The organism is Nostoc sp. CCY 9925 (genome assembly GCF_963920935.1).
In the GTDB taxonomy this organism is placed as follows: Bacteria; Cyanobacteriota; Cyanobacteriia; order Cyanobacteriales; family Nostocaceae; genus Nostoc.
Genome location: NZ_CAWUDO010000026.1, coordinates 31,904 through 55,371, shown reverse-complemented (window position 1 = coordinate 55,371; position 23,468 = coordinate 31,904). Strand labels below are relative to the sequence as shown.

Below are 23,468 nucleotides of genomic sequence, written 5' to 3'. Positions count from 1 at the left end.
CGCCTTTTAAATTTCTGAAGTTTTTTAACGAGGTTTCTTATAAATTTTCTCCCCTAGTTCTCCCCGATTATTTCCTAAGATATTGGTTGAAGAATTTAATATCAACAAAAAATGTAGTATTACAAATTTATATTAAGTTATGACTTACAAATTAGAGTAAAAGATAAATTTTGTAATACGCAAAATTGTAAAATTACTAACTAAATTATGTTATTTTCTAGTCAAATGTATTTGTAGTATCTGTCTTATATTAAGATACTTCTCCGGCTCAAGTTCCTAAAGAATAAGGATTTGAGCGGTTACATAGTGCAAATTTGTTTGAATATATGGAGTTAAACAGCTGATGCTTTTTACTAGAGAGCGTAATTCTAATAATCAAAATATTGGTATAGAAACTAGTAATTTATCTTTAAAAGTAGCTGATATCTTTGATAATTCTAATAATTACTTTAGCTCCAACGTGAGTGGTATAAATAGTTTTAGAGCTAGCGATCGCAGTAGTTACACTACAGATCAAACGTATAAAGACTTAGCTAAGAGTAGTGAAAATAATAAAAATACTACACAGGCGATATCTCTGGTAACCTCAAGTGCTGTTGTCGCTGCTATTCAACCAGATCTAATAATCCAAAATGCCATTAATCCCAGTGTTGGGTCAGTGGGTGGAAGTCTTGAAGTTAGCTATCAAGTAAAAAATCAAGGCACTGGTAGTAGTGCTAGCTATCACCAAACAAAGTTTTATCTGTCAACAAATACAACCTTAAGCAATGATGATACTTACTTAGATTCTGACTACTTTTTTAGCTCAATTGCTGCGGGTGCTTATAGTGCCTCAACAACTACGCTCAACATCGGTAATAGCATCGCCGCAGGTAACTATTACCTGCTATATCAAGCTGATGGTAATAACAATATTGCCGAAAGTAATGAAAGTAATAATATTGTTGCTAAAGCGATCGCCATTAAAAAAGCCGATTTAATAATCCAAAATGCCATCAATCCCACTGTTGGGTCAGTGGGTGGAAGTCTTGAAGTCAGCTATCAAGTAAAAAATCAAGGTGCGGGTAGTGCTGGCTATCACCAAACTAAGTTTTATCTGTCAACAAATACAACCTTGAGTAATGATGATATTTACTTAGATTCTGACTACCTCAGCCCAATTGTTGCGGGTGCTTACGATGCCGTAACAAGTACAATCAACATCAGCAATAGCATTGCTATAAGTAATTATTACCTGCTATATCAAGCTGATGGTAATAACAATATTGCCGAAAGTAATGAAAGTAATAATATTGTTGCTAAAGCGATCGCCATTAAAAAAGCCGATTTAATAATCCAAAATGCCATCAATCCCACTGTTGGGTCAGTGGGTGGAAGTCTTGAAGTCAGCTATCAAGTAAAAAATCAAGGTGCGGGTAGTGCTGGCTATCACCAAACTAAGTTTTATCTGTCAACAAATACAACCTTGAGTAATGATGATATTTACTTAGATTCTGACTACCTCAGCCCAATTGTTGCGGGTGCTTACGATGCCGTAACAAGTACAATCAACATCAGCAATAGCATTGCTATAAGTAATTATTACCTGCTATATCAAGCTGATGGTAATAACAATATTGCCGAAAGTAATGAAAGTAATAATATTGTTGCTAAAGCGATCGCCATTAAAAAAGCCGATTTAATAATCCAAAATGCCATCAATCCCACTGTTGGGTCAGTGGGTGGAAGTCTTGAAGTCAGCTATCAAGTAAAAAATCAAGGTGCGGGTAGTGCTGGCTATAACCAAACTAAATTTTATCTCTCAACAAATACAACCTTGAGCAGTGATGATACTTACTTAGGTTATGACTTCTTTAGTCCAATTGCTGCGGGTGCTTACAGTGCCATAACAAGTACAATTAACATCAGTAATAGCATCGCCACAGGTAATTATTACCTGCTGTATCAAGCTGATGGTAATAATGATATTGCCGAAAGTAATGAAACCAATAATATTGTTGCTAAAGCTATTAGCATTAAAAAAGCTGATTTAATAATCCAAAATGCAGTCAATTCTACTAGTGGGTTAACGGGTGGTAATATTCAAATCAGCTATCAAGTGAAGAATCAAGGTGCTGGTAATGCTGGTTATAGCTACACCAAGCTTTATCTATCCAAAGATCAAATTCTCACCAATGAAGATATCTTATTGAATTCTGAATACACCAGCAGCATTGCATCTGGAAGTTACAGCAGCGAAACATTTTCAATCCAGATTAGCAAAACTATCGCCGGGGGTAGCTACTACATATTGTATCAAGCTGATGGTAGTAACAATATTGCCGAAAGCAATGAAACTAACAACATTGTTGCCAAAGCTATTACCATCATCAAAAATGTCGGTTATGACTCCACCGATGGTTATGGCTTAATTAATGCAGCAGCAGCAGTCGCTAAAGCCCTTGGCCAGACTACCTTTGCTGATGTTCCTAACCTTGGTGGTAATGATTGGGGAGCCGACCTCGTAAAAGCTCCAGAAGTGTGGGCAAAGGGATACACAGGTAAGGGTATTGTTGTCGCTGTGCTAGATACTGGCGTCGATCGCAATCATTCAGACTTGAGCAATAATATCTGGAAGAATACTAAGGAAATTGCTGGTAACGGCAAAGATGATGATGGTAATGGCTACATTGATGATGTTTATGGCTGGAACTTTGACAGCAATAACAACAATACCCTAGATGGAAATAGTCATGGCACCCATGTCGCTGGCACTATCGCTGGAGTAAAAAATGGTGTTGGCGTTACAGGCATTGCTTATGATGCCAAGATTATGCCGGTCAAAGTCTTGGGTGATAGTGGCTCTGGCGAGGATAGTGGGGTAGCTAAAGGCATTCGTTACGCCGTAGATAATGGAGCTAATGTCATTAATCTCAGCTTGGGTGGCGATGAACCTAACAGTGAAATAGCATCAGCCGTCCAATATGCCGCTAGTAAAGGGGTGATTGTAGTCATGGCAGCAGGCAATTCTAGCGGTTCAGAACCTATTTATCCTGCCCGCTATGCCAAGAACTGGGGGCTGGCTGTTGGGGCAATTGATAAGTATCAAGAGATGGCTTACTTCTCTAACGAAGCTGGAGCAACTACGCTCCCCTACGTCACAGCTCCAGGAGTGGATATCTACTCTACATTACCAGGCAATAGCTATGGTTTTAAAGACGGAACATCTATGGCAACTCCCCACGTTGCTGGGGTAATAGCTTTAATGTTGAGTGCCAAGAAAGGTCTAACTGATGCCCAAGTGCGTCAGATTGTCACAACAACAGCAGGAAATAGTTTGGCGTAGAAAAATCCGGCGTTGCATAATTGCAGGAAGATTTGAGAATTTGCATGAATACATAATCACTACCTGAGCGTTGCTGAATTGCGGTAAGCTAGTCGTCATTCATTTTTCCAGAGTGATTCGCTTGTAGTAAGCAGCTCTAGCCCTGGTTTTATGCAACTTAAATGCTCATTAGCTTATAAATCCAGATGTAGAGACGTTGCAATGCAACGTCTCTACAAGGATTTTGTTGATATAATGCACAATCGTTTTCATAGATGAAATCAGTAACGCCACTATCTCTGGTGTGTTTGCGTCAGAGCCTCAGCCTCAATCATCCCATCATTCAGCAACCCCAAAAATCCTTAAAGCATACATCTCCATAGCCTTGCTACTTTTGATGAGGACTTATGCAAAAACTCTCTGAAACTCTTATTTATTTGCATCCTTGGCGGTTGTTAAAAAAATAATTATAACAAAGAGTTTTAGCCTTAACTGAACCCTCTTCGATTAAAAAGAAGAGTTCAGAATTATAAATTATGTATTCTGATTCCTGTTTATTTTACAAAACTGGGCAAAGAAGTATACCAATCCTAAATAATGCCTCATAAACAAGCTCCCTAATCAATACTTGTCGGGTTTTGGGGAAAAGGGGAAAGGGGGAAAGAAAAAACCTTTAACCTTTACCCGGTTGGTGAGCTTGTCGAACCATTAACCTTTTCCCCAAATCCAATGCCGAGTTAAAAATGCACAAAGCGAGCACTATTGGCTCCCTAATTTCTTCTTGAAGTTGGGGATCTGGTGGTTGAAAGTATCAAAATACTATGACTTTATGATAAAACTTTAATATTTAATTGATAATTTCCATCTTCATAAAACTCCCTAAGTTTAAAATATTTTTTTGTAGTAAAATTAGCAACTTTTTCTGAAATTACATAGTAATTATTGACAATAGAGCTTCTTCACAGATTAAAATCTTTTTTTCAAAGATTTTAACGCTTCAGACTGTCAAAAACTATTGCTATTTTTGAGAATAAATACTCATGTTCAATGATGATGTGAATAACAATTCATTTTCTAATAAAGCATTAAATACTAATTCAATATCCTCATTGAATACGTTTAATCTTAAAGATAACTACACTTTGAATCTCAGTGGTCATAGTAGCTACAATTCAACTGATGCTGATGTGCACTTGCTAAATAAAAATAAATCAAAAATTAGCACTAACAATACTGCCGCTACCAGTGGAACTTATAATCCTACTACCGGTTATGGCTTAATTAATTCAGCAGCAGCAGTGGCTAGAGTTACTGGTCAAAATACCTTTGCTGATGTTCCCGATCTTGGTGGGAATAATTGGGGAGCAGACCTTGTTAAAGCCCCAGAAGTTTGGGCACAGGGATACACAGGTCAAGGCGTTGTTGTTGCTGTTGTAGATACTGGGGTTGACCACAACCACGAGGATTTGAGAAATAATATCTGGACGAATGCCAACGAAATTGCAGATAACGGAATAGATGATGATGGCAATGGTTATGTTGATGATAGTTATGGCTGGAATTTCTCTGGTAACAACAACAACACCTTAGACGGAAATGGCCATGGGACTCATGTTTCTGGCACGATCGCAGCAGAGAATAATAACTATGGTGTCACTGGCATTGCCTATAATGCCAAAATCATGCCTGTCAAAGTTTTGAATGACTCTGGCTCCGGTTCGTATAGTTCTATAGCTAAAGGCATTCGCTACGCTGTGGACAATGGAGCCGATGTCATTAACCTCAGTTTAGGAGGCAGATATTCTAACCGTACTCTAGAGTCAGCTATTAATTATGCCAGTAGCAAAGGAGTAGTTGTCGTCATGGCTGCCGGTAATGATGGTGACTCATCACCAGATTATCCGGCCCGCTATGCATCCAAGTCAGGAATTGCTGTTGGGGCAGTAGATAGAAACAATGACATAGCTGACTTCTCTAACCGTTCTGGAACAAGCGAAATCAGCTACGTCACAGCCCCAGGAGTTAATATCTACTCCACAGTTCCGAATAATCAGTATGACACTTATAGCGGCACTTCTATGGCTGCTCCTCACGTTGCTGGTGTAGTTGCTCTGATGCTGAGTGCTAACTCAAACCTGACTGATGCCCAAGTACGTCAGATTGTTGCAGAAACCTCAGGAAATAGTACACAAAGTACAACTTCTAGTTTGAACATTTCTAATGTGAATTCTTTTGCGAGTCAGGCAATTACAGAAACAACAGAATATTTAACACCAAAGACTATCTCTAGTTTTAATAATTCTGATTTCGGTTATATCATCAATCAGACGTTTACAGAAACAACAAATTATGCGATATCAGAGAGTATCTCTAGTTTTGATAATTTCGAGATTGATTATGTGAACAATCAAGCAATTATGGAAACAACAAAATATTTGACATCATCTGAAAATAATGATGGATTAGTTAATCCACAATTCTCGTACCAATCTCTAAACTACGAGCCAATATTCAGCAACATCAATAGCAATGAGAATAATCAAGATGAGAATAATGTTGATTTTGGCAAACTAATAGAGCAAATGCAAAAACAATTAGAACAATTAGAACAGGTTAGAAAATTCTTGGGTTTCGGTTGAGAATTGTAGTAATTTTCAGGATCTATCTCAATACTTGTCGGGTTTTGGGGAAAAGGGGAAGGGGAAAGGGGGAAAGAAAAAACCTTTAACCTTTACCCGGTTGGTGAGCTTGTCGAACCATTAACCTTTTCCCCAAATCCAATGCCGAGTTAAAAATGCACAAAGCGAGCAGTATTGGGATCTATCTGTATCAGATATTTCGCCAAATTGTATAAATCTGGGCATTAGCTAGAATATTCAGCATCTTATTTGAAATTAGTTTAATTTTCTTTTGTTTAAGAAGATTAAGTAGCGATCGCTCATCTATCGCCAATAAATTTAGGGGTTTAGTAATCCTAAACCCCTAATACAACCCTATCTCACTGAAAATGCCTCGCTGAATCGCCGGGTTACAGGCTCAGTAATGAAGGTCAAAATTGACTTTTTACGAGTGACAACTTCACCTGTACCAGCCATCCCTGGTGTAAATTCCACTTCTTGACCCCGGACGTTAACTGAGTGTTTACTTAACTTAATTCTTGTCGGAAAAACTAAGCCCAATTCTTTATCAACAATTGCATTGGGACTGACTTGTAAAACTTCGCCATCCACTGTGCCAAATTCCTGGAAGGGGAAAGTTGCCATTTTCACTTTTGCTCTCATTCCCTGGCGAACAAACCCAATATCGCGGTTGAGGATTTTCACCTCTAGGAGCATTTCTTCCCCTTCTGGCAAAATTGACAGCAATTCTTCACCAGGTTGTACTGGTCCCTTAGTGGCCTTGACTCTGTAAATCGTACCACTAACGGGAGCGTCGATGGTTTCCAAAGCTTGCTGCTTTCTCGCCTGCTCTAATTGACCTTGAACAGTTGTCAGTTCTTCTTTACGCTTGTTTAACTGGGTCAAAATTTCACTTTGGCGTTCTGATGCTACGCGCTGGGCTTGATTTTGTGCAGCTTTGTAAGCTTCTTGGGCTTGGCGAATTTCTTGGGTTTGAGCAGCAATATCTTTTTCTAATGATGTGACTTTATCTTCAGCCTCAATAATTCTATTCTGGGCGTTAGTTTCTTCATCTTGTGCTCTAGTGATTTCTGTCTTTGCACGAGTTAATCTTTCTTGGGCTTCTAGGTAATCAACTCTTGGTACAGCGCCAGGAGTAATTAGGGTGCGTAGACTTTTTTCTCTTTCTTGAGCGATCGCCAAATTACTTTCAATTTTAGTACGGATGCTTTGGGCGTTGACAAGGTTGGTTTTAGCATTGGTGACGCTGCTTTTAGCAGCAACTAAGTTGTCTTGCAACCGAGTCAAACGGACTTTGGCTTGATCGATGAGCGCTAGCTGGCGATTCGCTTCGGCTTCGGCTCCAGCTTGACGTGCTTGGAAATCTTGCAAACGGGAGCTTAAAAGTTCATCTTGCAGTTTAGTACCAGTAATTTTGCTTCCAGTGCGTTCTGCATCCAAACGTTGCAAATCGTCCTGAATCAATCTAGTAGATTTGGCTAAACGGGAAACATCAGTTTTCTGCAAGTCTGGATCTTTTTGCACCAAAACTTGACCTTTAGTAACGCGATCGCCTTCTTGCACTTTGACGGCGACAATTGATCCTCCACCCAAGGATGTCACCGGTCTTACCTGTGTAGAAGCAATTAATTCCCCTGGTGCTGTTGCTACTTCATCGATTTGGGAGAAGTGGGCCCAGGCGATCGCCCCAAATACTATAACGCTAATCGTTCCCGCTAATAATCTTGTGTACAGAGGTGGTAATTCCTGTACAGCCTTCCCTAATTCATAGGTGAGTTGTTCCTCAGGTTGGGCAAATCGTTCTTTTGTCTGACGTGCTTGAGCAGCATTTACAGCTAGGGGAGATCTCATTTTTGTCCTTTGTCCTTTGTCATTTGTCCTTTGTCATTTGTCATTTGTCCTTGGTTATTCACTAATGACTAATGACCAATGACTAATGACTCGTATTTAATTCAAACTGCTAAATAGCGCCGCAAAAAACTTTCTAATGTCTCCAATTGGAAGTTAAAAATCGCTTCTAAATTGGCAATTTCATCTTTTGTACAGAAAAATTCATTTGCTAGCAATGTGCGAAAGGTTCCCAAAGCTTTTTGGGCTTGGGGATTAAATAAACCCAATGCACCTTGTAACCCATCAATGACAAATAGCGGTGAATTTATTATTACTGGCTCTTTGGCGAAGATCCGACCAAAAATCCGGGGAATATCTTCTCTTAATAAAATCTCCGGCCCTCCCACTGGTAAAATCCGGTTGCGAGCGCCTTCAACTGTAAAAGAATCCACTACTATCCTTGCCAAATCATCGGTACTGACAATTGAGGTACGATTTTTGCGATCGCCAATCAACAAATACAATCCCGTTTCCCGGAATCGTTCTACCAGTGGCAGCAAGTTAGATGCTAATCCAGCTGGGCGTAAAATTGTGTAATTCAAGCCACTAGCTTCTAAATATCGCTCTACTGCTCGCTTAGCTTTGAAAACAGGAGCGTCTTCATAACCGCGATCGGCTCCCAGCACGGAAATGAAGACAAAGTGCTGCACCCCATTTGCTTTTGCTTGGTCAATCAGTTCAATATTGGCACGGTAGTCTAAGGATAAAGCATCGCTATCAGAACCGTGGGCGCTGATAATATACTTCACACCTTGACTAGCTTTTTGAATATCTTTTTCCCGTTCTAAATCGCCGAGGAAAATTTCTGCACCCCGATGTTCTAACTCGCTGTAGCGCGAGGTAAGACGGGCAAATGCCCTCACAGACTGCTCTCGTTGGCGTAAGAGGCGCACAACTCTGCGACCAATTCCTCCAGTTGCTCCAGTTACTAGAAACATATAAATACCTAAATTAAATAGTTACAGTGTTTATAGTTCTCGAAATGCTTGCTATATGCTCAGAACTTGTTTTTCAATACTTAAACAGGAAACATGTGCATATTTTTATACTTTGTAACTATGCTCAAGATCTCCTCATGCCAACTAAGCCAATAGGTCACACTTTATTTATCTTAATAGTTGTTAATTTCATGGAAGCTACAAATTTGGAAATTTCTGGTCTTATTGACTGATTAATTTATGCGATCGCACTATTTATCCATACTATGCAAACAGCCCACCGCCAGAACGTTACTGCGTTTGGCGGTGATTATATGTTAAAACTATTCAGATACTTTGTTACTAGCTCTATTGGCACGCGCCTCAGCTGAAGCCATCACTTCATCGAAATTCTCCAGCACTTCCCCAGGGAAATTTTCCAAAGCTCTGGTTGAAAGAGCAATCCGCCCTTTGCCTTCATCCAAGTCAAGAATTACAGCTTTAATTGGCTGACCGATTTTAAATACCTTTTCTAAAGATTCAATGAATTTTTGGCTTACCTGCTTGATATGAAGTAGAGCGCTCATTCCATCTAAATCGACAAACACACCAAAAGGTTTAATCCCAGTAACTTTGCCTTCCACCAATTGACCGAGTTCTAACAAACTAAAGTTGCTAGAACGAGTTGCTAAACGTTGGGAAAGAATAAGTTTATTGGTGTTTTTATTAATTTCCAAAAAGCCTACAGTCAGAGTTTGACCTTTGAGTGCTTCTAAATTATCGCGCTCAGCCAAGTGCGATCGCGGAATAAATCCCCGCAAAGACAGAACCTCGACTGTGACACCACCTTTATTCACACCCATAACTTTTACTTGCACGGTCTGGGCATTTTCCTGCATTTGCGCCAATCGTTCCCAGATGTGCTGAATTTCTAACTGCTTTCTCGAAAGAGTGACTTGACCTTCTGCATCCTGATCTCGGATAATCAAAAACTCCAGTTCCTCTTGCAATGGCAGTACCTCCGATAAATCGGTCACTGCTCTCAAAGAAGCCTCATCGCGCGGCAGAAAAGCTGACGATTTACCACCAATATCAACATAAGCTCCATCATGGTCAAGTTGGAACACTTTGCCATGTACAACCTGTCCCTTTTGAAACTGGTAGTCGTGCTTTTCTAGTGCTTTGGCAAAATCGTCCATTGTAAACGACGAATTGGCTGTTTGAGAAAGTTTCGATTCGGAATTCATGACTTTTGAAGATTAATTTTTATTTGAGCTGATGCCACTGGAGTTTAGATTGTGATTTGTCAGTTGTCATTTGGCTTTAATCATTTGTCAATTATCTTTTACTAATAACTATTGTACAGACGCGATTAATCGCGTCTCTACTAATGACTAATGACCAATTGACTAAAGAGTTGTTGCACCTGCTCCCAAGCATCGGCAGCAGCTTTAGGATTATAACTGCCACGATGGTCACAGAAAAATCCGTGGTCAGCTCCATCGTAGCGAAACACACGATGAGGAATTTTATATTTTTCTAACTCTGCTTCTATTTCATCTACTTGTTCGGCTGGGATGCTAGCATCTTCCTTACCAAACAAGGCATAGAGACTACCTGCGATCTCTCTGGTGCGGGTAAGTGTGGGAGCGCCACCTCCTGGTGTGCGCGTGGTAATTCCCGCACCATAGAAGGAAACCGTAGCTTTAATATCTGGTAAGGTGGCTGCAAGATACGCGACATGACCACCGAAGCAGAAGCCAATACAGCCAAAGCCATCTTTTTTTACTTGGGGCAGACCTTTAAGGTAGTCAATTGCTAGTTGAATATCACTTAATAATTCTGATGCTTGAGTCTGTTCCCAAGCGTATTTTCTACCAATTTGAATATCTTCTGAGGTGTAACCGGTTTCAAAGCCAGGGGCAATACGTTCAAAAAGTGCAGGTGCTATCGCTACATACCCAAGTTTCGCAATTCGTTCTGTAACTTCTCGAATGTGAACGTTAACACCGAAAATCTCCTGCAACACCACGATTCCTGGATAAGCACCAGATTCTTTTGGTTCTGCTAGATAAGCAGATACTTGAATATTGTCTTGCAAAAGTTTAACCGTTGTGGTATTTATTACTTGCTCTGTCATAATAATTTTTACCAGTATTATGTGATTAGCGGTGTATTTCTTTGATATAACTATGCCAGTATGTCTAGGTTATTTCCAATTAAATTATCAATTACCATAGTGAGCGCATTCAAAATTTGTACTAGAAAAATTTCATATGTAAATCAAATATTTGACATCTAAATACAGCTGAGCGCCAAAGTAGTGCCGACTTAAAAGTGCTAGGTACTCAAATACGAAACAAGGACTCAGCGTTCACCACTCAGTATTCAGGAGGTTTGGTGATGATTCAATTCCGTATTCAGCCAGACAGCGAAATTCCCGCATCAACGCAGTTGTTTAATCAAATCCGGTTTGCCATCGCTTCCCGGCAATATCCACCTGGTTACAAATTGCCAAGTACACGGGCGCTGGCAATGCAAACTGGGTTACACCGTAACACCATCAGCAAAGTTTATCGTCAACTCGAAGAAGACGGATTTGTTGAAAGTCTGGCTGGTTCCGGAATTTATGTGCGTGCCCAAGGTCATGAGGGCGGTAGCAGGCTGCAATCACCAACTCTCAAACAACATCCCGATGCCTATAAAATTGTCCAGCAAGCACTAGATGAACTACTCTCCCAAGGATCTTCGCTGAGTCAAGCTAGAGAGTTATTTTTAGCAGAAATTGACTGGCGCTTGCGTTGTAGTGCGCGAGTACTGGTTGCAGTTCCATCTTATGATATGGGTGCTGGTGAGTTGATGGTGTATGAATTAGAGCGATCGCTAAAAATACCAGTACAGTTGGTAGCAATGGAAGAACTAACAGCTGTGCTAGATAAAACTACTTCTGCAACAGTGGTCACCAGTCGATATTTTATCAATGATGTGGAAGCGATCGCTGCTCCCAAAGCTGTACGGGTAATTCCTCTGGATATCTACGATTACACCAAAGAACTCAACTTCTTAAAAACCCTACCAAAAGAAAACTGTGTAGGCATAGTCAGCCTCAGTTCTGGAATTGCCCGTGCGGCCGAAGTCATCCTCCACGGTTTGCGGGGAGATGAACTACTAGTTATGACTTCCCAACCAAAAGATGCTTATAAACTTCAAGCAATGGTCAAGCGGGCTGAGGTAATTATCAGTGACTTAGCCAGTTTTGCGATGGTGCAAGCAGCAGTGCAAGCAGCTGATGAAGATATTATTCGTCCACCAAAGCTGATTAAGGTTGAGAATTATATCGGTGCTAACTCGATTAACTTGCTAAAACGAGAACTAGGTTTGAGTTAATCTCAAGATAATTCAACCAACATCTTTGAAAGGAGGAATGCGGTGGTGCAGATTGTGATTGTGGGCGCAGGTCCAACAGGTGCAACACTCGCCTTGCTCCTAGCAAAACGTGGTATTGCTGTAACGTTAATTGAAGCGGCAAGAGACTTTCACCGTGTATTTCGTGGCGAAGGATTAATGCCCAGTGGCTTAGATACACTAAAGCAAATGGGTCTATCGGCATTATTGGAGCATATCCCCCATCGAAAACTCGATGCGTGGGAATTTATTTTAGGGGGCAAGCAGTTATTTCGAGTTGATGAACCAATGGGGGCAGCCCAACCTTGTACGCTGGTTTCACAACCACCACTGCTCAAAGCACTGATTTCGGAAGCTCAAACCAATGATGGGTTTGAATTTATCCAGGGTGTTCTTGTTAAAGATTTACGGTGGAGTAATCAACGCGTCGCAGGTGTATTACTGAGCGATGGCAGAGAATTAGCTGCTGACTTAGTGATTGGGGCAGATGGTCGAAATTCTGTTGTGCGACAACGTATAGGATTGGAATTGGTACGCCAGCCGAAAAATGTGGATATTCTCTGGTTTAAGCTTGCTGCCAGTTCCAAGTTTGCCAGCGATAATGTGTTTCGTACTATTTTAAATAGCGATCGCGCATTTAGCATTTTTCATGGAGCCGAATCAGGAAAACTGCATTTAGCTTGGATAATGTCCGCGAACGAAAACACTGATTCCAAGCAAACCAACTGGGCAGAGATTTTTGCATCGCTATCACCCTCATGGCTAGCGGAGCATTTCCGAAATCATGCAGATACTATAGAATCGCCTATTCGGCTTTCTGTTGTGGTCGGTTATTGTCCCCAATGGCACGCACCAGGGATACTACTTTTGGGCGACGCTGCACACCCAATGTCTCCGGTGCGTGCCCAAGGGATTAATCTAGCATTGCGTGATGTCATTGTGGCTGCCAATCATCTTGTACCACTGTTCCATAAAAAAGCCCGGCACGAAGAGATTGATATGGCATTACAGCAAATTCAAGCCGAACGCGAGCCAGAAATTATCCGCGCCCAGCAACTCCAGTTACAGGAAGCTAAACAAGGCGAACTACTGCGAAAAAATCCCCTGCTGCGATCGCTGTTGATTCAACTTGCTCCATTCCTCGATAAAATAATTCAAAAGTCTTGGTTAAAACGACAATATCAAATGCGTCAAGGCATAACACAAGTAAACTTAACTGTTTAAGAAACCGTTATAAGCCGTCATCCCAGTTGTGCTTCTGGTGTATTAATTTGTAAAAATTCTTGCACTCGCCGCAAATAAGTTGGCGCATCTTCCAACATTGGAAAATGGGCTGTCTTAGGAATCAGGACAAATTCAACTTTGTCACTTAGTGCTGCTGCTTGACGCCCCATCTCAGCTGGAATAATCTTGTCATATTCACCAGCTACCAGCAGAGTTGGGACTATCAGCTTCGCAAATTGTTCGGGCATTAATTCAGATTGTGCCTTAGAGACTGAAGTAAAGATTGTGCCTAATGCTGCATCATAATCTGCTTCAAGAAAATCTTGTAAAAAAGCCTGTCGTTCAGAATTTGGTATAGGGCTATGCAAAAATCTAGCCATAAACATCCGGTCAACAAATGGTATTTTACTTAACCATTTAGGACGGAATTTTACTACATAACCACCAAATTTATGAAAGGCTGTAAACGCTTTTTCGTCGTACTCAAAAATACCGCTACAAGTTAAAATTCCTCGTTCTACTCGTTGGGGGTAGCGGTTAAAAAATAAAGTAGCAACAGAAGCACCCATTGAATGGGCATGGATATAAACACGGTGGATATGCAGCCCATCTAGCAAAGCTGCCAAATCATCAGCGTATTCCTCTAATTCATACGTTAACTCTTTAATTGCGTCTGATTCTTCCTGAAGTGACTCGGACTCGGCAACAGATTCACTCGCTTGGACTATGGTTGGCTTGCCACGAGAACGCCCAAATCCGCGCAAATCGTAGAGTAAACAATCAAATTGCTCAGATAAAGCATTAGCAGTACTTTGCCAATATCTAGCCGAACCAGCCCAACCGTGAATGAAAACCATCACTGGTTTTGCCAAAGAACCAGATGATTTTTTCACCCACTCATAGTAATGCTCAACGCCACGAACTCTAATATAAGGCATTTTTGAGAGTTAGAAATTAAGAGTTAGGAGTTAAAAGTTAGGAGTTTTGAATTTTGAATTCGGAGTTTTGATTTCATAATTCACTCCTTACTCTTGACTCCTAACTTTACTCAGCACAGGCTAAACGCCTCGCTATCACTAACAGCACTCAGCACTTAATTTATGCTGATTCTGGCTTCGGTAGTGAAGATGGATGTACGATCAGTTCAGCAGTCGATCGCTTCTCGACCATCTCACGTGTGACTGTACACCGTGTCACGTCTTTACGAGACGGTAACTCGTACATCACATCCAGCATCAATTCTTCCACAATGCCCCGCAGCGCTCTAGCACCAGTTTTCCGACGGTAGGCTTCTTGAGCTATCGCTCGCAGAGCATCTGCTTTAAAGTCTAACTGGACATTATCCATTTTCAGCAGTTTTTGGTACTGCTTGACTAGGGCGCTACGTGGTTGGGTAAGAATAGCCATCAGTGCCTCTTCATCTAGAGGATCTACTACTGCTACCATTGGCACGCGTCCGATAAATTCTGGAATCATGCCAAATTTGACTAAATCATCTGGTTCTAGATGGCGAAGAGTATCTGCTGCTCGTTTTTCCTTCGATTGGCCTTCTCCGGGCTGCACAAAACCTATTGCTTTTTTGCCAACTCTTTGATCTACAACTTTTTCTAAGCCTACGAAAGCCCCACCACAGACAAACAAAATATTGCTGGTATCAATTTGAATGCAGTCTTGGTAGGGATGCTTACGTCCTCCTTGGGGTGGTACGTTAGCGATCGTTCCCTCTAACATTTTCAGCAAAGCTTGTTGCACGCCTTCGCCGGAAACATCACGAGTAATCGAGGGATTTTCACTCTTGCGGGCAATTTTGTCAATTTCGTCGATGTAGATAATTCCCCGTTGGGCTTCTTCTACATCCAAATCTGCCACTTGCAACAGTCGCAGCAAAATATTTTCCACATCTTCTCCCACATACCCTGCTTCCGTCAGTGTCGTGGCATCAGCGACAGCAAAGGGTACATCGAGAATTTTCGCTAGCGTTTGGGCTAAGAGAGTTTTTCCGCAACCAGTCGGGCCAATTAACAAAATATTAGACTTTTGCAGTTCTATGGCATCATCCGCCCCAGCTTTCCCACTGGCTTTAGACTGGATAACCGCCAGCCGCTTGTAGTGATTGTAAACGGCGACAGATAACACTTTCTTGGCTTCGTCTTGACCAATAACGTGTTCGTCTAAATACTTTTTAATCTCTCTTGGCTTGGGTATTTGATTAAACGAAATACTCGAAGAGCGGGTACGGCGTTTTTGAGGTGGTTCCGATTTTGGTGCAGGTTGGGTTGCTGCACCATTTGTATCGAGTAACTCCTCGTCTAGTATTTCATTACACAAGTCAACGCATTCATCGCAGATGTAGACTCCCGGCCCCGCGATTAATTTACGCACCTGCTCTTGAGACTTGCCACAAAATGAACACTTTAAATGGGAGTCGTACTTAGACATACCAGCCTCTTATTTCAGAATGGTGACGTTTTCCCCTGCTGTGGGAAGATTTTGCCTGGAAATTACCTGATCGATCAAACCGTAGTTTTTGGCCTCTTCTGCCGACATGAAAAAGTCGCGCTCAGTATCTGCTTCGATTTTTTCTAAAGGTTGACCAGTATGCTGAGATAGTAACTGATTTAGCTTCGCTTTAACGTAAAGAATTTCTCTGGCTTGAATTTCAATGTCAATGGCTTGCCCTTGAGCGCCACCAAGTGGTTGGTGAATCATAATTCGGGAGTCGGGGAGAGACATTCGCTTACCCGCAGTCCCCGCAGTTAACAAAAATGCCCCCATGCTCGCAGCTAATCCAAAACAGATAGTGACAACATCGGGACGTATTTGTTGTATTGTATCATAGATTGCCATCCCTGCGTAGACGGAGCCGCCAGGAGAATTAATGTACAGTTGGATGTCTTTTTCTGAGTCTTCAGCGTCCAAGAATAATAACTGAGCCACAACTGAGTTGGCAACGGCATCGTCTATTGGCGTTCCCAAAAAGATAATCCGCTCTCGCAGCAGGCGGGAGTAGATGTCGAAAGCCCTTTCTCCCATACCAGATTGTTCTACTACCATCGGTACGATGTTGTTAGGGCTGCTCAACTGGGAGTTAATGTTTATTCTACTTAAGTTCCTGATGGGATAATTTCCCGACTGCGATACAAGCATAGAAGATTTAACGATAGTTGGGACAAAGGTCTAAGCAGCAGATGCCGCCTTGTTGACGAGTGGGATTTTTCTTTAAGCTACGTGTTAACCATTATGCCTCATATAAATTCCTCTCGTGTAACACAGTATCAAGCCCAGACGCAAACGGTGTCACTATTTCCTGAAAATTCTTTAATTTTTCTTTATTCTTTTTATTGTGGGGATTGGGGAGTGGGGATTAGGGGCATGGGGACTGGGGTATTGTCCAAACGGGCATCGATTATTTCTCCCTCATCCTCCTCATCTCCCTGTTCTTTTCTAGCTTACCCATTCACCAGCACTTTAATTCAGAACTGATGAATTATGGCTGTAGGATTTTCACGACTCACTCTGGTGTGGCTTCTATCGAAGGTTCACCGCCTTGTTCAGTGTCAGGTACATTGGCATCTGCATCTGCATCTGATTCTGCTATTTCTGCTTCCTGTGCTGGATTCAAGGAGCCTTCGGGTACAAGTTCAATTGAGGAGTGTTCTAGCAGCCAGTCAACGATTTTCTCAGTTAGAAGTTCATTTTCCACCATTGAGCGCAATCTTTCTTCATCAATGTCTTGCTCATCTGGATACTGTTGTAAAAGTTCTGTGACTCTAGCTGCGATTTCGTCTGGTGTGGCCTCGATAGATTCGCGTTTGCCGACTTCCCGTAAGGATAAAGAGCGTTTGAGGCGTTCAATTGCTTCAGAGCGCGATCGCTCCCGCAATTGAGGAATAATATCTTGGGTAAATAACTTTCTGACATCTAGCCCTTGCTGAGACAAGCGAATTGCTGTTTGGGTCAGCATTGCATCCACTTCTTTCTCAATTAACGTTGCCGGCAAGTCAATTTCTACGTGCTTGAGCAGTTCCGTTAATAAGGCTTCTTGCTTATTGGTTTTGGTTTTTTCGTCAGCCTCTTTTTGATATCGCTCTACCAAAGACGCGCGTAACTCCTCTAAAGTCTCAAAGTCACTGACTTCTTGAGCAAAGTCGTCATTTAATTCTGGTAGCTCTTTTTCCTTAAGTTCTTTGACCGTGACTGTGAAGGTTGCTGCTTTCCCTGCTAAATCTTCATTAGCATATGGGTCTGGGAACTGCGCCGCAATTTCCTTGGTCTCTCCAGGATTCATGCCCAGGATACCAGAGACAAAACCTGGAATAAATTTATCTTCTTGCAACTCCAGTTGAAAATCAGTCGCTTCGGCTCCTGGAATAGCCTCTGGTTCGCCTGTTTCCTCTTCACCCTCGACTTTTGAGAAGACACCTTTAAAATCAACTACGGCAATATCACCGATTTGGGCTGCACGTCCTTCTACCGGAATCAATGTTGCCAGTTCTTGACGTTCCTTGTCTAGAGCGTTTTCTACTCGCTCTGGCTCGTACTTGACTTCTTCAGCTTTGGCTTGCAAATCAGTGTACTGCACTAGATTTACTTCTGGCTCGACATCAACAGCCGCCGAAATCGTTAAGGGCTTTCCAGGTTCATAATTATTAATCAAATCCTCAAACGAGGAGCGCAATTGCGGCTGACCTATTGCCTGGATGGATTCTTGTTTAACCGCTTGCTCAATGCCATCTTGAATTAGTTCTTCTAGGGCTGCTGCCTTAATTCGAGTCGTACCCAGCCGTTGTAGCAATATTGGCCGAGGCACCTTGCCTTTACGAAACCCAGGAATATTGGCAGTACTCGCTAAGTTTTTAATGACTTGTTCGTAAGTTTGCTTGGTGATTTCCGGCGTAATTTCTATTTCCAAGCCAATTTGGCTGGCGGGAAGTTTTTCCTGGGTGACTTTCATGCTTAGTCTCTAGTTTTCTGGTATTTTAAACTCCGAGTACACACAAGACGCAAGTAATCGCGTTTATGACTTGATGTCTCTTAGGGGCAATGGGAGGTTGCCACAAGGCTTTATGATATCCAAAAATGGATGGTTGTCCTTAGGCAAAGATCTAGTGTACTGCCAATATCCAAAGACTTGACACTTTAGCTTCATAACAATTAGTCATTGGGGCATTGGCCATCAGTCTTGCTCCTTGTCTTTTCATCTCCCCTGCTCCCTCAACTTTCCCACTCCCTACTTCCTAATCCCACAAATGAACTGAGAACTCATGAATTAATTATTCACTGGGCTGACACCGTGATATCCTGGTTCTCAACCACTAGTTAGTACTCTAAAGTTATAGTTATAGTATTGAATCTAGCTATTAACTTGTTGTAGCAGAGGGCATCTGTTGTCTAGCCCAAAAGCTAAATGTAATCTTGTGCTAGCTTGATTACTTTGGAACATACAGTATATTTGTCATTTTGGTAATGCATTTTGCAACTAAGGCGTTTATTGGGTTTATACGTAGAACGCTCTGAAAAGCTCAAGTGCAGATATATCAAAATGAAGATATTAAATGCCGCTTTGTTGTATATTAATATATAATTTAAAATTAATGTAAAAATAGAACAAAAATGATTGTAAAATGCAACATACTTATAAATTGATAAAAAAATAAATGTATTGGATTGATAAAGATCTACTAAATTAGAAAAAAATCTAAATTTTATTCAAAATGTATTTCCGAAGTGTATCGCCATTAAATATAGGTAAATTAACAATTGTTCTAAAAAATTACACACAAACCTCTTAAAGGAGGAAGCGAGTTTGTCTAAATCCTATCGTGTAGCTATTTTGGGAGCGACTGGTGCCGTTGGTACGGAGTTGCTGGAATTATTAGAAAACCGTGCTTTTCCCGTTGCTGAATTAAAGTTGTTGGCATCAGAACGGAGTGCAGGGCGATCGCTGCGCTTTAATGGAGAAAATATACCAGTAGAGTCAGTGAGCGATCGCGCATTTGAAAACGTTGATATAGTACTGGCTAGTGCGGGTGGTTCCATATCTAAAACTTGGGCAGCCGTCGCTGTTGAAAAAGGCGCAGTGGTAATTGATAATTCCAGTGCCTTTCGGATGAACCCCGAAGTTCCCTTAGTAGTACCAGAAGTAAATCCCCAAGCCGCAGCCAGTCACCAAGGTATTATTGCTAATCCCAACTGCACAACAATTTTAATGACCTTGGCAGTATGGCCATTGCATCAAGTTAAAGCAGTGCAACGTATTGTAGCCTCGACTTACCAATCTGCTAGTGGTGCTGGAGCAAGAGCAATGGCAGAAGTGAAAACCCAAACCAGCGCTATACTACAAGGACAGCCACCAGTTGCCGAAGTATTGCCTTACCCATTGGCATTTAATTTATTCCCGCATAACTCGCCATTAAACGATTTGGGTTATTGTGAGGAAGAAATGAAAATGGTCAACGAAACCCGAAAGATATTTGGCAGCCAGCAAATCAGAATTACTGCGACTTGTGTACGGGTTCCCGTACTCCGCGCCCACTCAGAAGCAATTAATTTAGAATTTGCAACTCCCTTTAGTGTAGAGGTAGCTAAAGAAATTTTAAATTCTGCTCCAGGAGTAAAATTGGTAGAAGATTGGGAAACTAATCATTTTCCGATGCCAATTGAAGCGACGGGTCGGGATGAAGTTCTAGTGGGAAGAATTCGTCAGGATATTTCTCATCCTTGTGGCTTGGAATTATGGTTATGTGGCGACCAAATCCGGAAAGGGGCAGCCTTGAATGCAATACAAATAGCCGAATTATTGGTAGAGAAAAATCTACTAAAACCATTAGTTACTAGTCATTAGTCATTAGTCATTGCTCATTAGTGAATAAATAAAAGGCAAATGACAAATAAAAAATGACATTTTGAATCAATTTCCTAATAGGTTATTACAATAAAAAACCACCAAGATACAAAAATATGGGTAATTAGGAGTGACAAAGAGGGTGGGAGATTTTGGCAGTGTTTTAACCGCTATGATTACGCCGTTTAAAGCAGATGGTAGTGTTAACTACCATCTAGCGGCAGAACTAGCAGCACATCTAGCTAACAATGGTACAGATACATTGGTGGTGTGTGGCACAACGGGAGAATCCCCTACCCTCAGTTGGGACGAGGAATACCAGTTGTTTGTCGAAGTGTTACAGGCTGTGGCAGGAAAAGCCAAGGTAATAGCAGGTTGTGGTTCAAATTCCACCAAAGAAGCGATCGCTGCTACCCAAAAAGCGGCTAAAATAGGAGTACACGGTTCCTTACAGGTTGTTCCTTATTACAACAAACCACCGCAAGCGGGATTAAAAGCACACTTTCAGGCTATAGCACAAGCCTGTCCTGACTTACCTTTGTTGTTATATAACGTCCCCGGTCGTACCGGACAAAACCTCCAGCCAGAAACGGTTGCCCAGTTAGCTGAGGTGAGCAATATTGTAGGCATAAAAGAATCTACTGGTAGCATAGATCGGGCAAGTGACATTCGGCGCTTGACACCAAAAGAATTCCAGATCTACTCTGGTGATGATTACATGACTTTGCCTATGTTAGCGCTCGGGGCAAAGGGTGTAGTAAGTGTGGCTTCTCATCTGGTAGGAAACCAACTACAGCAGATGATCCAAGCTTTTAGATCGGGTAAAATTGAGGTAGCCAGCGAGATTCATCTCCGACTCTTCCCGTTGTTTAAAGCTTTATTTCTCACTTCAAATCCCATTCCAATTAAAAAGGCACTCATACTTAAAGGTTGGGAGGTTGGTTCGACTCGTCCGCCGCTATGCGAAGCAGACTCCGAAGTCACTCAAAAGTTAGAAGCAGTTCTTAAAGAACTTAGTTTAATCTAGCCACCAGTTGGTTGAGTACTGCTAATCTGGTGCTTACTAAACATAGATATAAACAATGACCGTAATAGTTAACAAGTTATACCATTGTGGGTTTTAAATTGAGAGTTTTTTTCTTTTAAAGAGTTATGTGAATCTATTAATACCATTCAATTTTGAAATTTAAACTTGGTATTACTATTTAAAAACTTGTGTTAGGACTAATAGATATACTATGAATCCTTTAGTGTATTGTCCTTTTTATTGAATAAACAATTGAAAATCTCAATTAAAACAAGATTGCTTTGGGACTGCTGTAAAGACAACTGAGGTTGTTTGAAATACAAAATCGTTAACTATCAACTTAATTAACAAAAAGAAACAAACTAAGGAGAAAATGGCTAAAAACGAAGCTAGTAATTCCGCCTTGAAAATTATTCCTTTAGGTGGTTTGCATGAAATTGGAAAAAATACCTGTGTTTTCGAGTACGACGATGAAATTGTTCTGTTAGATGCAGGACTGGCTTTTCCCACAGAGGCGATGCATGGAGTCAATATTGTTCTCCCAGATACGACCTATTTGCGGGAAAATCGCCACAAAATTAAAGGGATGATTGTCACCCACGGTCATGAAGACCATATTGGTGGGATTGCTTTTCATCTCAAGCAATTTGACATACCCGTGATTTATGGTCCAAGACTAGCAATGGCAATGCTAGAGGGTAAATTAGAAGAAGCAGGAGTACGCGATCGCACAGAATTAAGAAAGGTTCTACCACGTGATGTGGTACGGATTGGTAAAAACTTTTTAGTGGAATATATCCGTAATACTCATTCTATAGCTGATAGCTTCACTGTTGCCATTCATACGCCACTTGGCGTGATAATTCACACCGGTGATTTTAAAATTGACCATACGCCAGTGGATGGTGAAAAGTTTGACCTACAAAGGCTAGCAGAACATGGGGAAAAAGGTGTTCTTTGTTTATTAAGCGATTCCACTAATTCTGAAGTGCCAGGATTTACACCTTCAGAACGTTCGGTTTATCCTAATCTTGACCGAGTATTTAGTCAAGCCACTGGGCGACTGTTCGTCACCACCTTTGCTTCCAGTGTCCATCGTATTAATATGATTTTGGATCTAGCGAAGAAGCATAACCGTGTAGTTACGGTGGTCGGACGTTCCATGCTGAACTTGATTGCTCATGCTCGTAATCTAGGTTATATCAAGTGTGAAGATAATCTGCTGCAACCGTTACATGCAGTCCGCAACCTGCCAGATCAAAATGTGTTGATTCTGACTACAGGTTCCCAAGGTGAACCAATGTCAGCAATGACCCGTATTGCCAATAAAGATCACCCCCACATCAAAATCCGTCAAGGCGATACAGTAGTATTCTCTGCTAACCCGATTCCCGGAAATACCATCGCTGTAGTCAATACCATCGATAAATTGATGATTCAAGGGGCAAATGTGGTCTATGGTCGGGATAAAGGAATTCACGTTTCCGGTCACGGCTGTCAGGAAGACCAAAAATTAATGATTGCCTTAACTCAACCGAAGTTCTTTGTGCCATTCCACGGCGAACATCGAATGCTGGTGAAGCACGCCCAAACGGCTCAGAGTATGGGTATACCAGCAGAAAACATGATCGTTATTCAAAATGGTGATGTTATAGAACTGACTGAAAACTCCATCCGCGTTGCTGGTAAAGTACCATCTGGTATTGAATTGGTAGATACCACAAGTTCCGGTATGGTGAGTGCTAAAGTGTTGCAAGAACGACAACGCATGGCAGAAGAAGGTATTGTTACTATTGCAGCTGCCATCGATTGGAACGGTAAACTGTTGGCAAAACCAGAAATTCACCTCCGGGGTGTAGTTACAAGTTTAGAGCGATCGCTGTTGCAAAAATGGGTACAACAGCGGATTGAAGAAATTCTCACTGTGCGCTGGTCAGAATTTGCTGCTGGGGAAGGTGAAGCAGCAGATATAGATTGGGGTGGATTGCAAGGAACTTTGGAGCGAGAATTGCAACGTTCCATCCGTCGAGAATTACAATGTCAACCATCTGTGACTTTGTTGATGCAAATTCCTGAGGAGCCACCGGTGAAAGTTGCCGATGGGAGAAGACGGCGGACTCGGACTGCTGCTCAGGTGGCATCCTAGGGTAATTTTAAGATAAAAATCTCACGCAAAGGCGCAAAGACGCAGAGTTTTTCTGAGCGTCTTTGCGCTTTG

15 protein-coding genes are annotated in these 23,468 nt (G+C 41.5%); 7 read left to right on the top strand and 8 right to left on the bottom strand.

Features of this window, described 5'->3' with window-relative positions:
• Window positions 1–343: 343 nt before the first annotated feature.
• The gene (locus ACM0OY_RS15770; protein ID WP_414569783.1) at window positions 344–3,325 is read left to right on the top strand and encodes a CARDB domain-containing protein; all 2,982 of its coding nucleotides are present in this window, start codon (window positions 344–346) and stop codon (window positions 3,323–3,325) included.
• 1,019 nt (window positions 3,326–4,344) lie between these two features.
• Window positions 4,345–5,943 carry a S8 family peptidase gene (locus ACM0OY_RS15765; protein WP_414569782.1) on the top strand — a complete coding sequence of 533 codons (1,599 nt, stop codon included), beginning with the start codon at window positions 4,345–4,347 and terminating at the stop codon, window positions 5,941–5,943.
• Window positions 5,944–6,297: 354 nt separating this feature from the next.
• Here ACM0OY_RS15765 and ACM0OY_RS15760 read toward each other — a convergent pair whose 3' ends face one another.
• From ACM0OY_RS15760 to ACM0OY_RS15745, 4 genes are all read right to left on the bottom strand, one after another.
• Window positions 6,298–7,794, bottom strand: a complete 1,497-nt coding sequence (locus ACM0OY_RS15760) for an HlyD family efflux transporter periplasmic adaptor subunit (RefSeq protein WP_414569781.1) — start codon at window positions 7,792–7,794, stop codon at window positions 6,298–6,300.
• 101 nt (window positions 7,795–7,895) lie between these two features.
• Window positions 7,896–8,771, bottom strand: a complete 876-nt coding sequence (locus tag ACM0OY_RS15755) for an SDR family oxidoreductase (protein ID WP_414569780.1) — start codon at window positions 8,769–8,771, stop codon at window positions 7,896–7,898.
• Between the two features lie 323 nt (window positions 8,772–9,094).
• Window positions 9,095–9,997: a S1 RNA-binding domain-containing protein gene (locus ACM0OY_RS15750; RefSeq protein ID WP_414569779.1), complete on the bottom strand. Its 903-nt coding sequence runs from the start codon at window positions 9,995–9,997 to the stop codon at window positions 9,095–9,097.
• Between the two features lie 140 nt (window positions 9,998–10,137).
• Window positions 10,138–10,890: a dienelactone hydrolase family protein gene (locus ACM0OY_RS15745; protein ID WP_414569778.1), complete on the bottom strand. Its 753-nt coding sequence runs from the start codon at window positions 10,888–10,890 to the stop codon at window positions 10,138–10,140.
• 263 nt (window positions 10,891–11,153) lie between these two features.
• Between ACM0OY_RS15745 and ACM0OY_RS15740 the strand changes: the two genes are divergently transcribed.
• Together ACM0OY_RS15740 and ACM0OY_RS15735 are read left to right on the top strand one after the other, a co-directional pair.
• Window positions 11,154–12,137: a GntR family transcriptional regulator gene (locus ACM0OY_RS15740; protein WP_414569777.1), complete on the top strand. Its 984-nt coding sequence runs from the start codon at window positions 11,154–11,156 to the stop codon at window positions 12,135–12,137.
• Window positions 12,138–12,179: 42 nt separating this feature from the next.
• Entirely contained in the window at window positions 12,180–13,379 is a 1,200-nt protein-coding gene (locus tag ACM0OY_RS15735; RefSeq protein WP_414569776.1) for an FAD-dependent oxidoreductase, read from the top strand.
• A 17-nt stretch (window positions 13,380–13,396) separates the two neighbouring features.
• Here ACM0OY_RS15735 and ACM0OY_RS15730 read toward each other — a convergent pair whose 3' ends face one another.
• The 4 genes from ACM0OY_RS15730 to tig form a co-directional block, all read right to left on the bottom strand.
• A complete protein-coding gene (locus ACM0OY_RS15730) occupies window positions 13,397–14,317 on the bottom strand; it encodes an alpha/beta fold hydrolase (protein ID WP_414569775.1) in 921 nt (306 codons plus the stop codon).
• 160 nt (window positions 14,318–14,477) lie between these two features.
• Complete coding sequence (clpX, locus tag ACM0OY_RS15725; RefSeq protein ID WP_414569774.1) at window positions 14,478–15,818, bottom strand: ATP-dependent protease ATP-binding subunit ClpX; 1,341 nt, start codon at window positions 15,816–15,818, stop codon at window positions 14,478–14,480.
• A gap of 9 nt (window positions 15,819–15,827) precedes the next feature.
• Window positions 15,828–16,526 carry an ATP-dependent Clp endopeptidase proteolytic subunit ClpP gene (gene clpP / locus ACM0OY_RS15720; RefSeq protein ID WP_414569773.1) on the bottom strand — a complete coding sequence of 233 codons (699 nt, stop codon included), beginning with the start codon at window positions 16,524–16,526 and terminating at the stop codon, window positions 15,828–15,830.
• 364 nt (window positions 16,527–16,890) lie between these two features.
• Window positions 16,891–18,333 carry a trigger factor gene (gene tig, locus ACM0OY_RS15715; protein WP_414569772.1) on the bottom strand — a complete coding sequence of 481 codons (1,443 nt, stop codon included), beginning with the start codon at window positions 18,331–18,333 and terminating at the stop codon, window positions 16,891–16,893.
• 852 nt (window positions 18,334–19,185) lie between these two features.
• On the opposite strand from tig, the gene ACM0OY_RS15710 reads away from it, so the two are divergent.
• The 3 genes from ACM0OY_RS15710 (at window position 19,186) to ACM0OY_RS15700 (ending at window position 23,396) form a co-directional block, all read left to right on the top strand.
• Window positions 19,186–20,223 (top strand): aspartate-semialdehyde dehydrogenase, encoded by a 1,038-nt coding sequence (locus ACM0OY_RS15710; RefSeq protein WP_414569771.1) that lies wholly within the window; start codon window positions 19,186–19,188, stop codon window positions 20,221–20,223.
• Window positions 20,224–20,365: 142 nt separating this feature from the next.
• Window positions 20,366–21,250 carry a 4-hydroxy-tetrahydrodipicolinate synthase gene (gene dapA / locus ACM0OY_RS15705; protein WP_414569814.1) on the top strand — a complete coding sequence of 295 codons (885 nt, stop codon included), beginning with the start codon at window positions 20,366–20,368 and terminating at the stop codon, window positions 21,248–21,250.
• Between the two features lie 373 nt (window positions 21,251–21,623).
• Entirely contained in the window at window positions 21,624–23,396 is a 1,773-nt protein-coding gene (locus ACM0OY_RS15700) for a ribonuclease J (protein WP_414569770.1), read from the top strand.
• Window positions 23,397–23,468: the final 72 nt, after the last annotated feature.

What these genes read in the sequence shown, in the direction of transcription:
- clpP (WP_414569773.1), bottom strand. Translation starts at nt 16,526, where the DNA reads ATGCTTGTATCGCAGTCGGGAAATTATCCCATCAGGAACTTAAGTAGA.
- ACM0OY_RS15750 (WP_414569779.1), bottom strand. Translation starts at nt 9,997, where the DNA reads ATGAATTCCGAATCGAAACTTTCTCAAACAGCCAATTCGTCGTTTACA.
- ACM0OY_RS15740 (WP_414569777.1), top strand. Translation starts at nt 11,154, where the DNA reads ATGATTCAATTCCGTATTCAGCCAGACAGCGAAATTCCCGCATCAACG.
- ACM0OY_RS15730 (WP_414569775.1), bottom strand. Translation starts at nt 14,317, where the DNA reads ATGCCTTATATTAGAGTTCGTGGCGTTGAGCATTACTATGAGTGGGTG.
- ACM0OY_RS15770 (WP_414569783.1), top strand. Translation starts at nt 344, where the DNA reads ATGCTTTTTACTAGAGAGCGTAATTCTAATAATCAAAATATTGGTATA.
- clpX (WP_414569774.1), bottom strand. Translation starts at nt 15,818, where the DNA reads ATGTCTAAGTACGACTCCCATTTAAAGTGTTCATTTTGTGGCAAGTCT.
- ACM0OY_RS15745 (WP_414569778.1), bottom strand. Translation starts at nt 10,890, where the DNA reads ATGACAGAGCAAGTAATAAATACCACAACGGTTAAACTTTTGCAAGAC.
- ACM0OY_RS15765 (WP_414569782.1), top strand. Translation starts at nt 4,345, where the DNA reads ATGTTCAATGATGATGTGAATAACAATTCATTTTCTAATAAAGCATTA.
- ACM0OY_RS15755 (WP_414569780.1), bottom strand. Translation starts at nt 8,771, where the DNA reads ATGTTTCTAGTAACTGGAGCAACTGGAGGAATTGGTCGCAGAGTTGTG.
- ACM0OY_RS15760 (WP_414569781.1), bottom strand. Translation starts at nt 7,794, where the DNA reads ATGAGATCTCCCCTAGCTGTAAATGCTGCTCAAGCACGTCAGACAAAA.
- ACM0OY_RS15700 (WP_414569770.1), top strand. Translation starts at nt 21,624, where the DNA reads ATGGCTAAAAACGAAGCTAGTAATTCCGCCTTGAAAATTATTCCTTTA.
- tig (WP_414569772.1), bottom strand. Translation starts at nt 18,333, where the DNA reads ATGAAAGTCACCCAGGAAAAACTTCCCGCCAGCCAAATTGGCTTGGAA.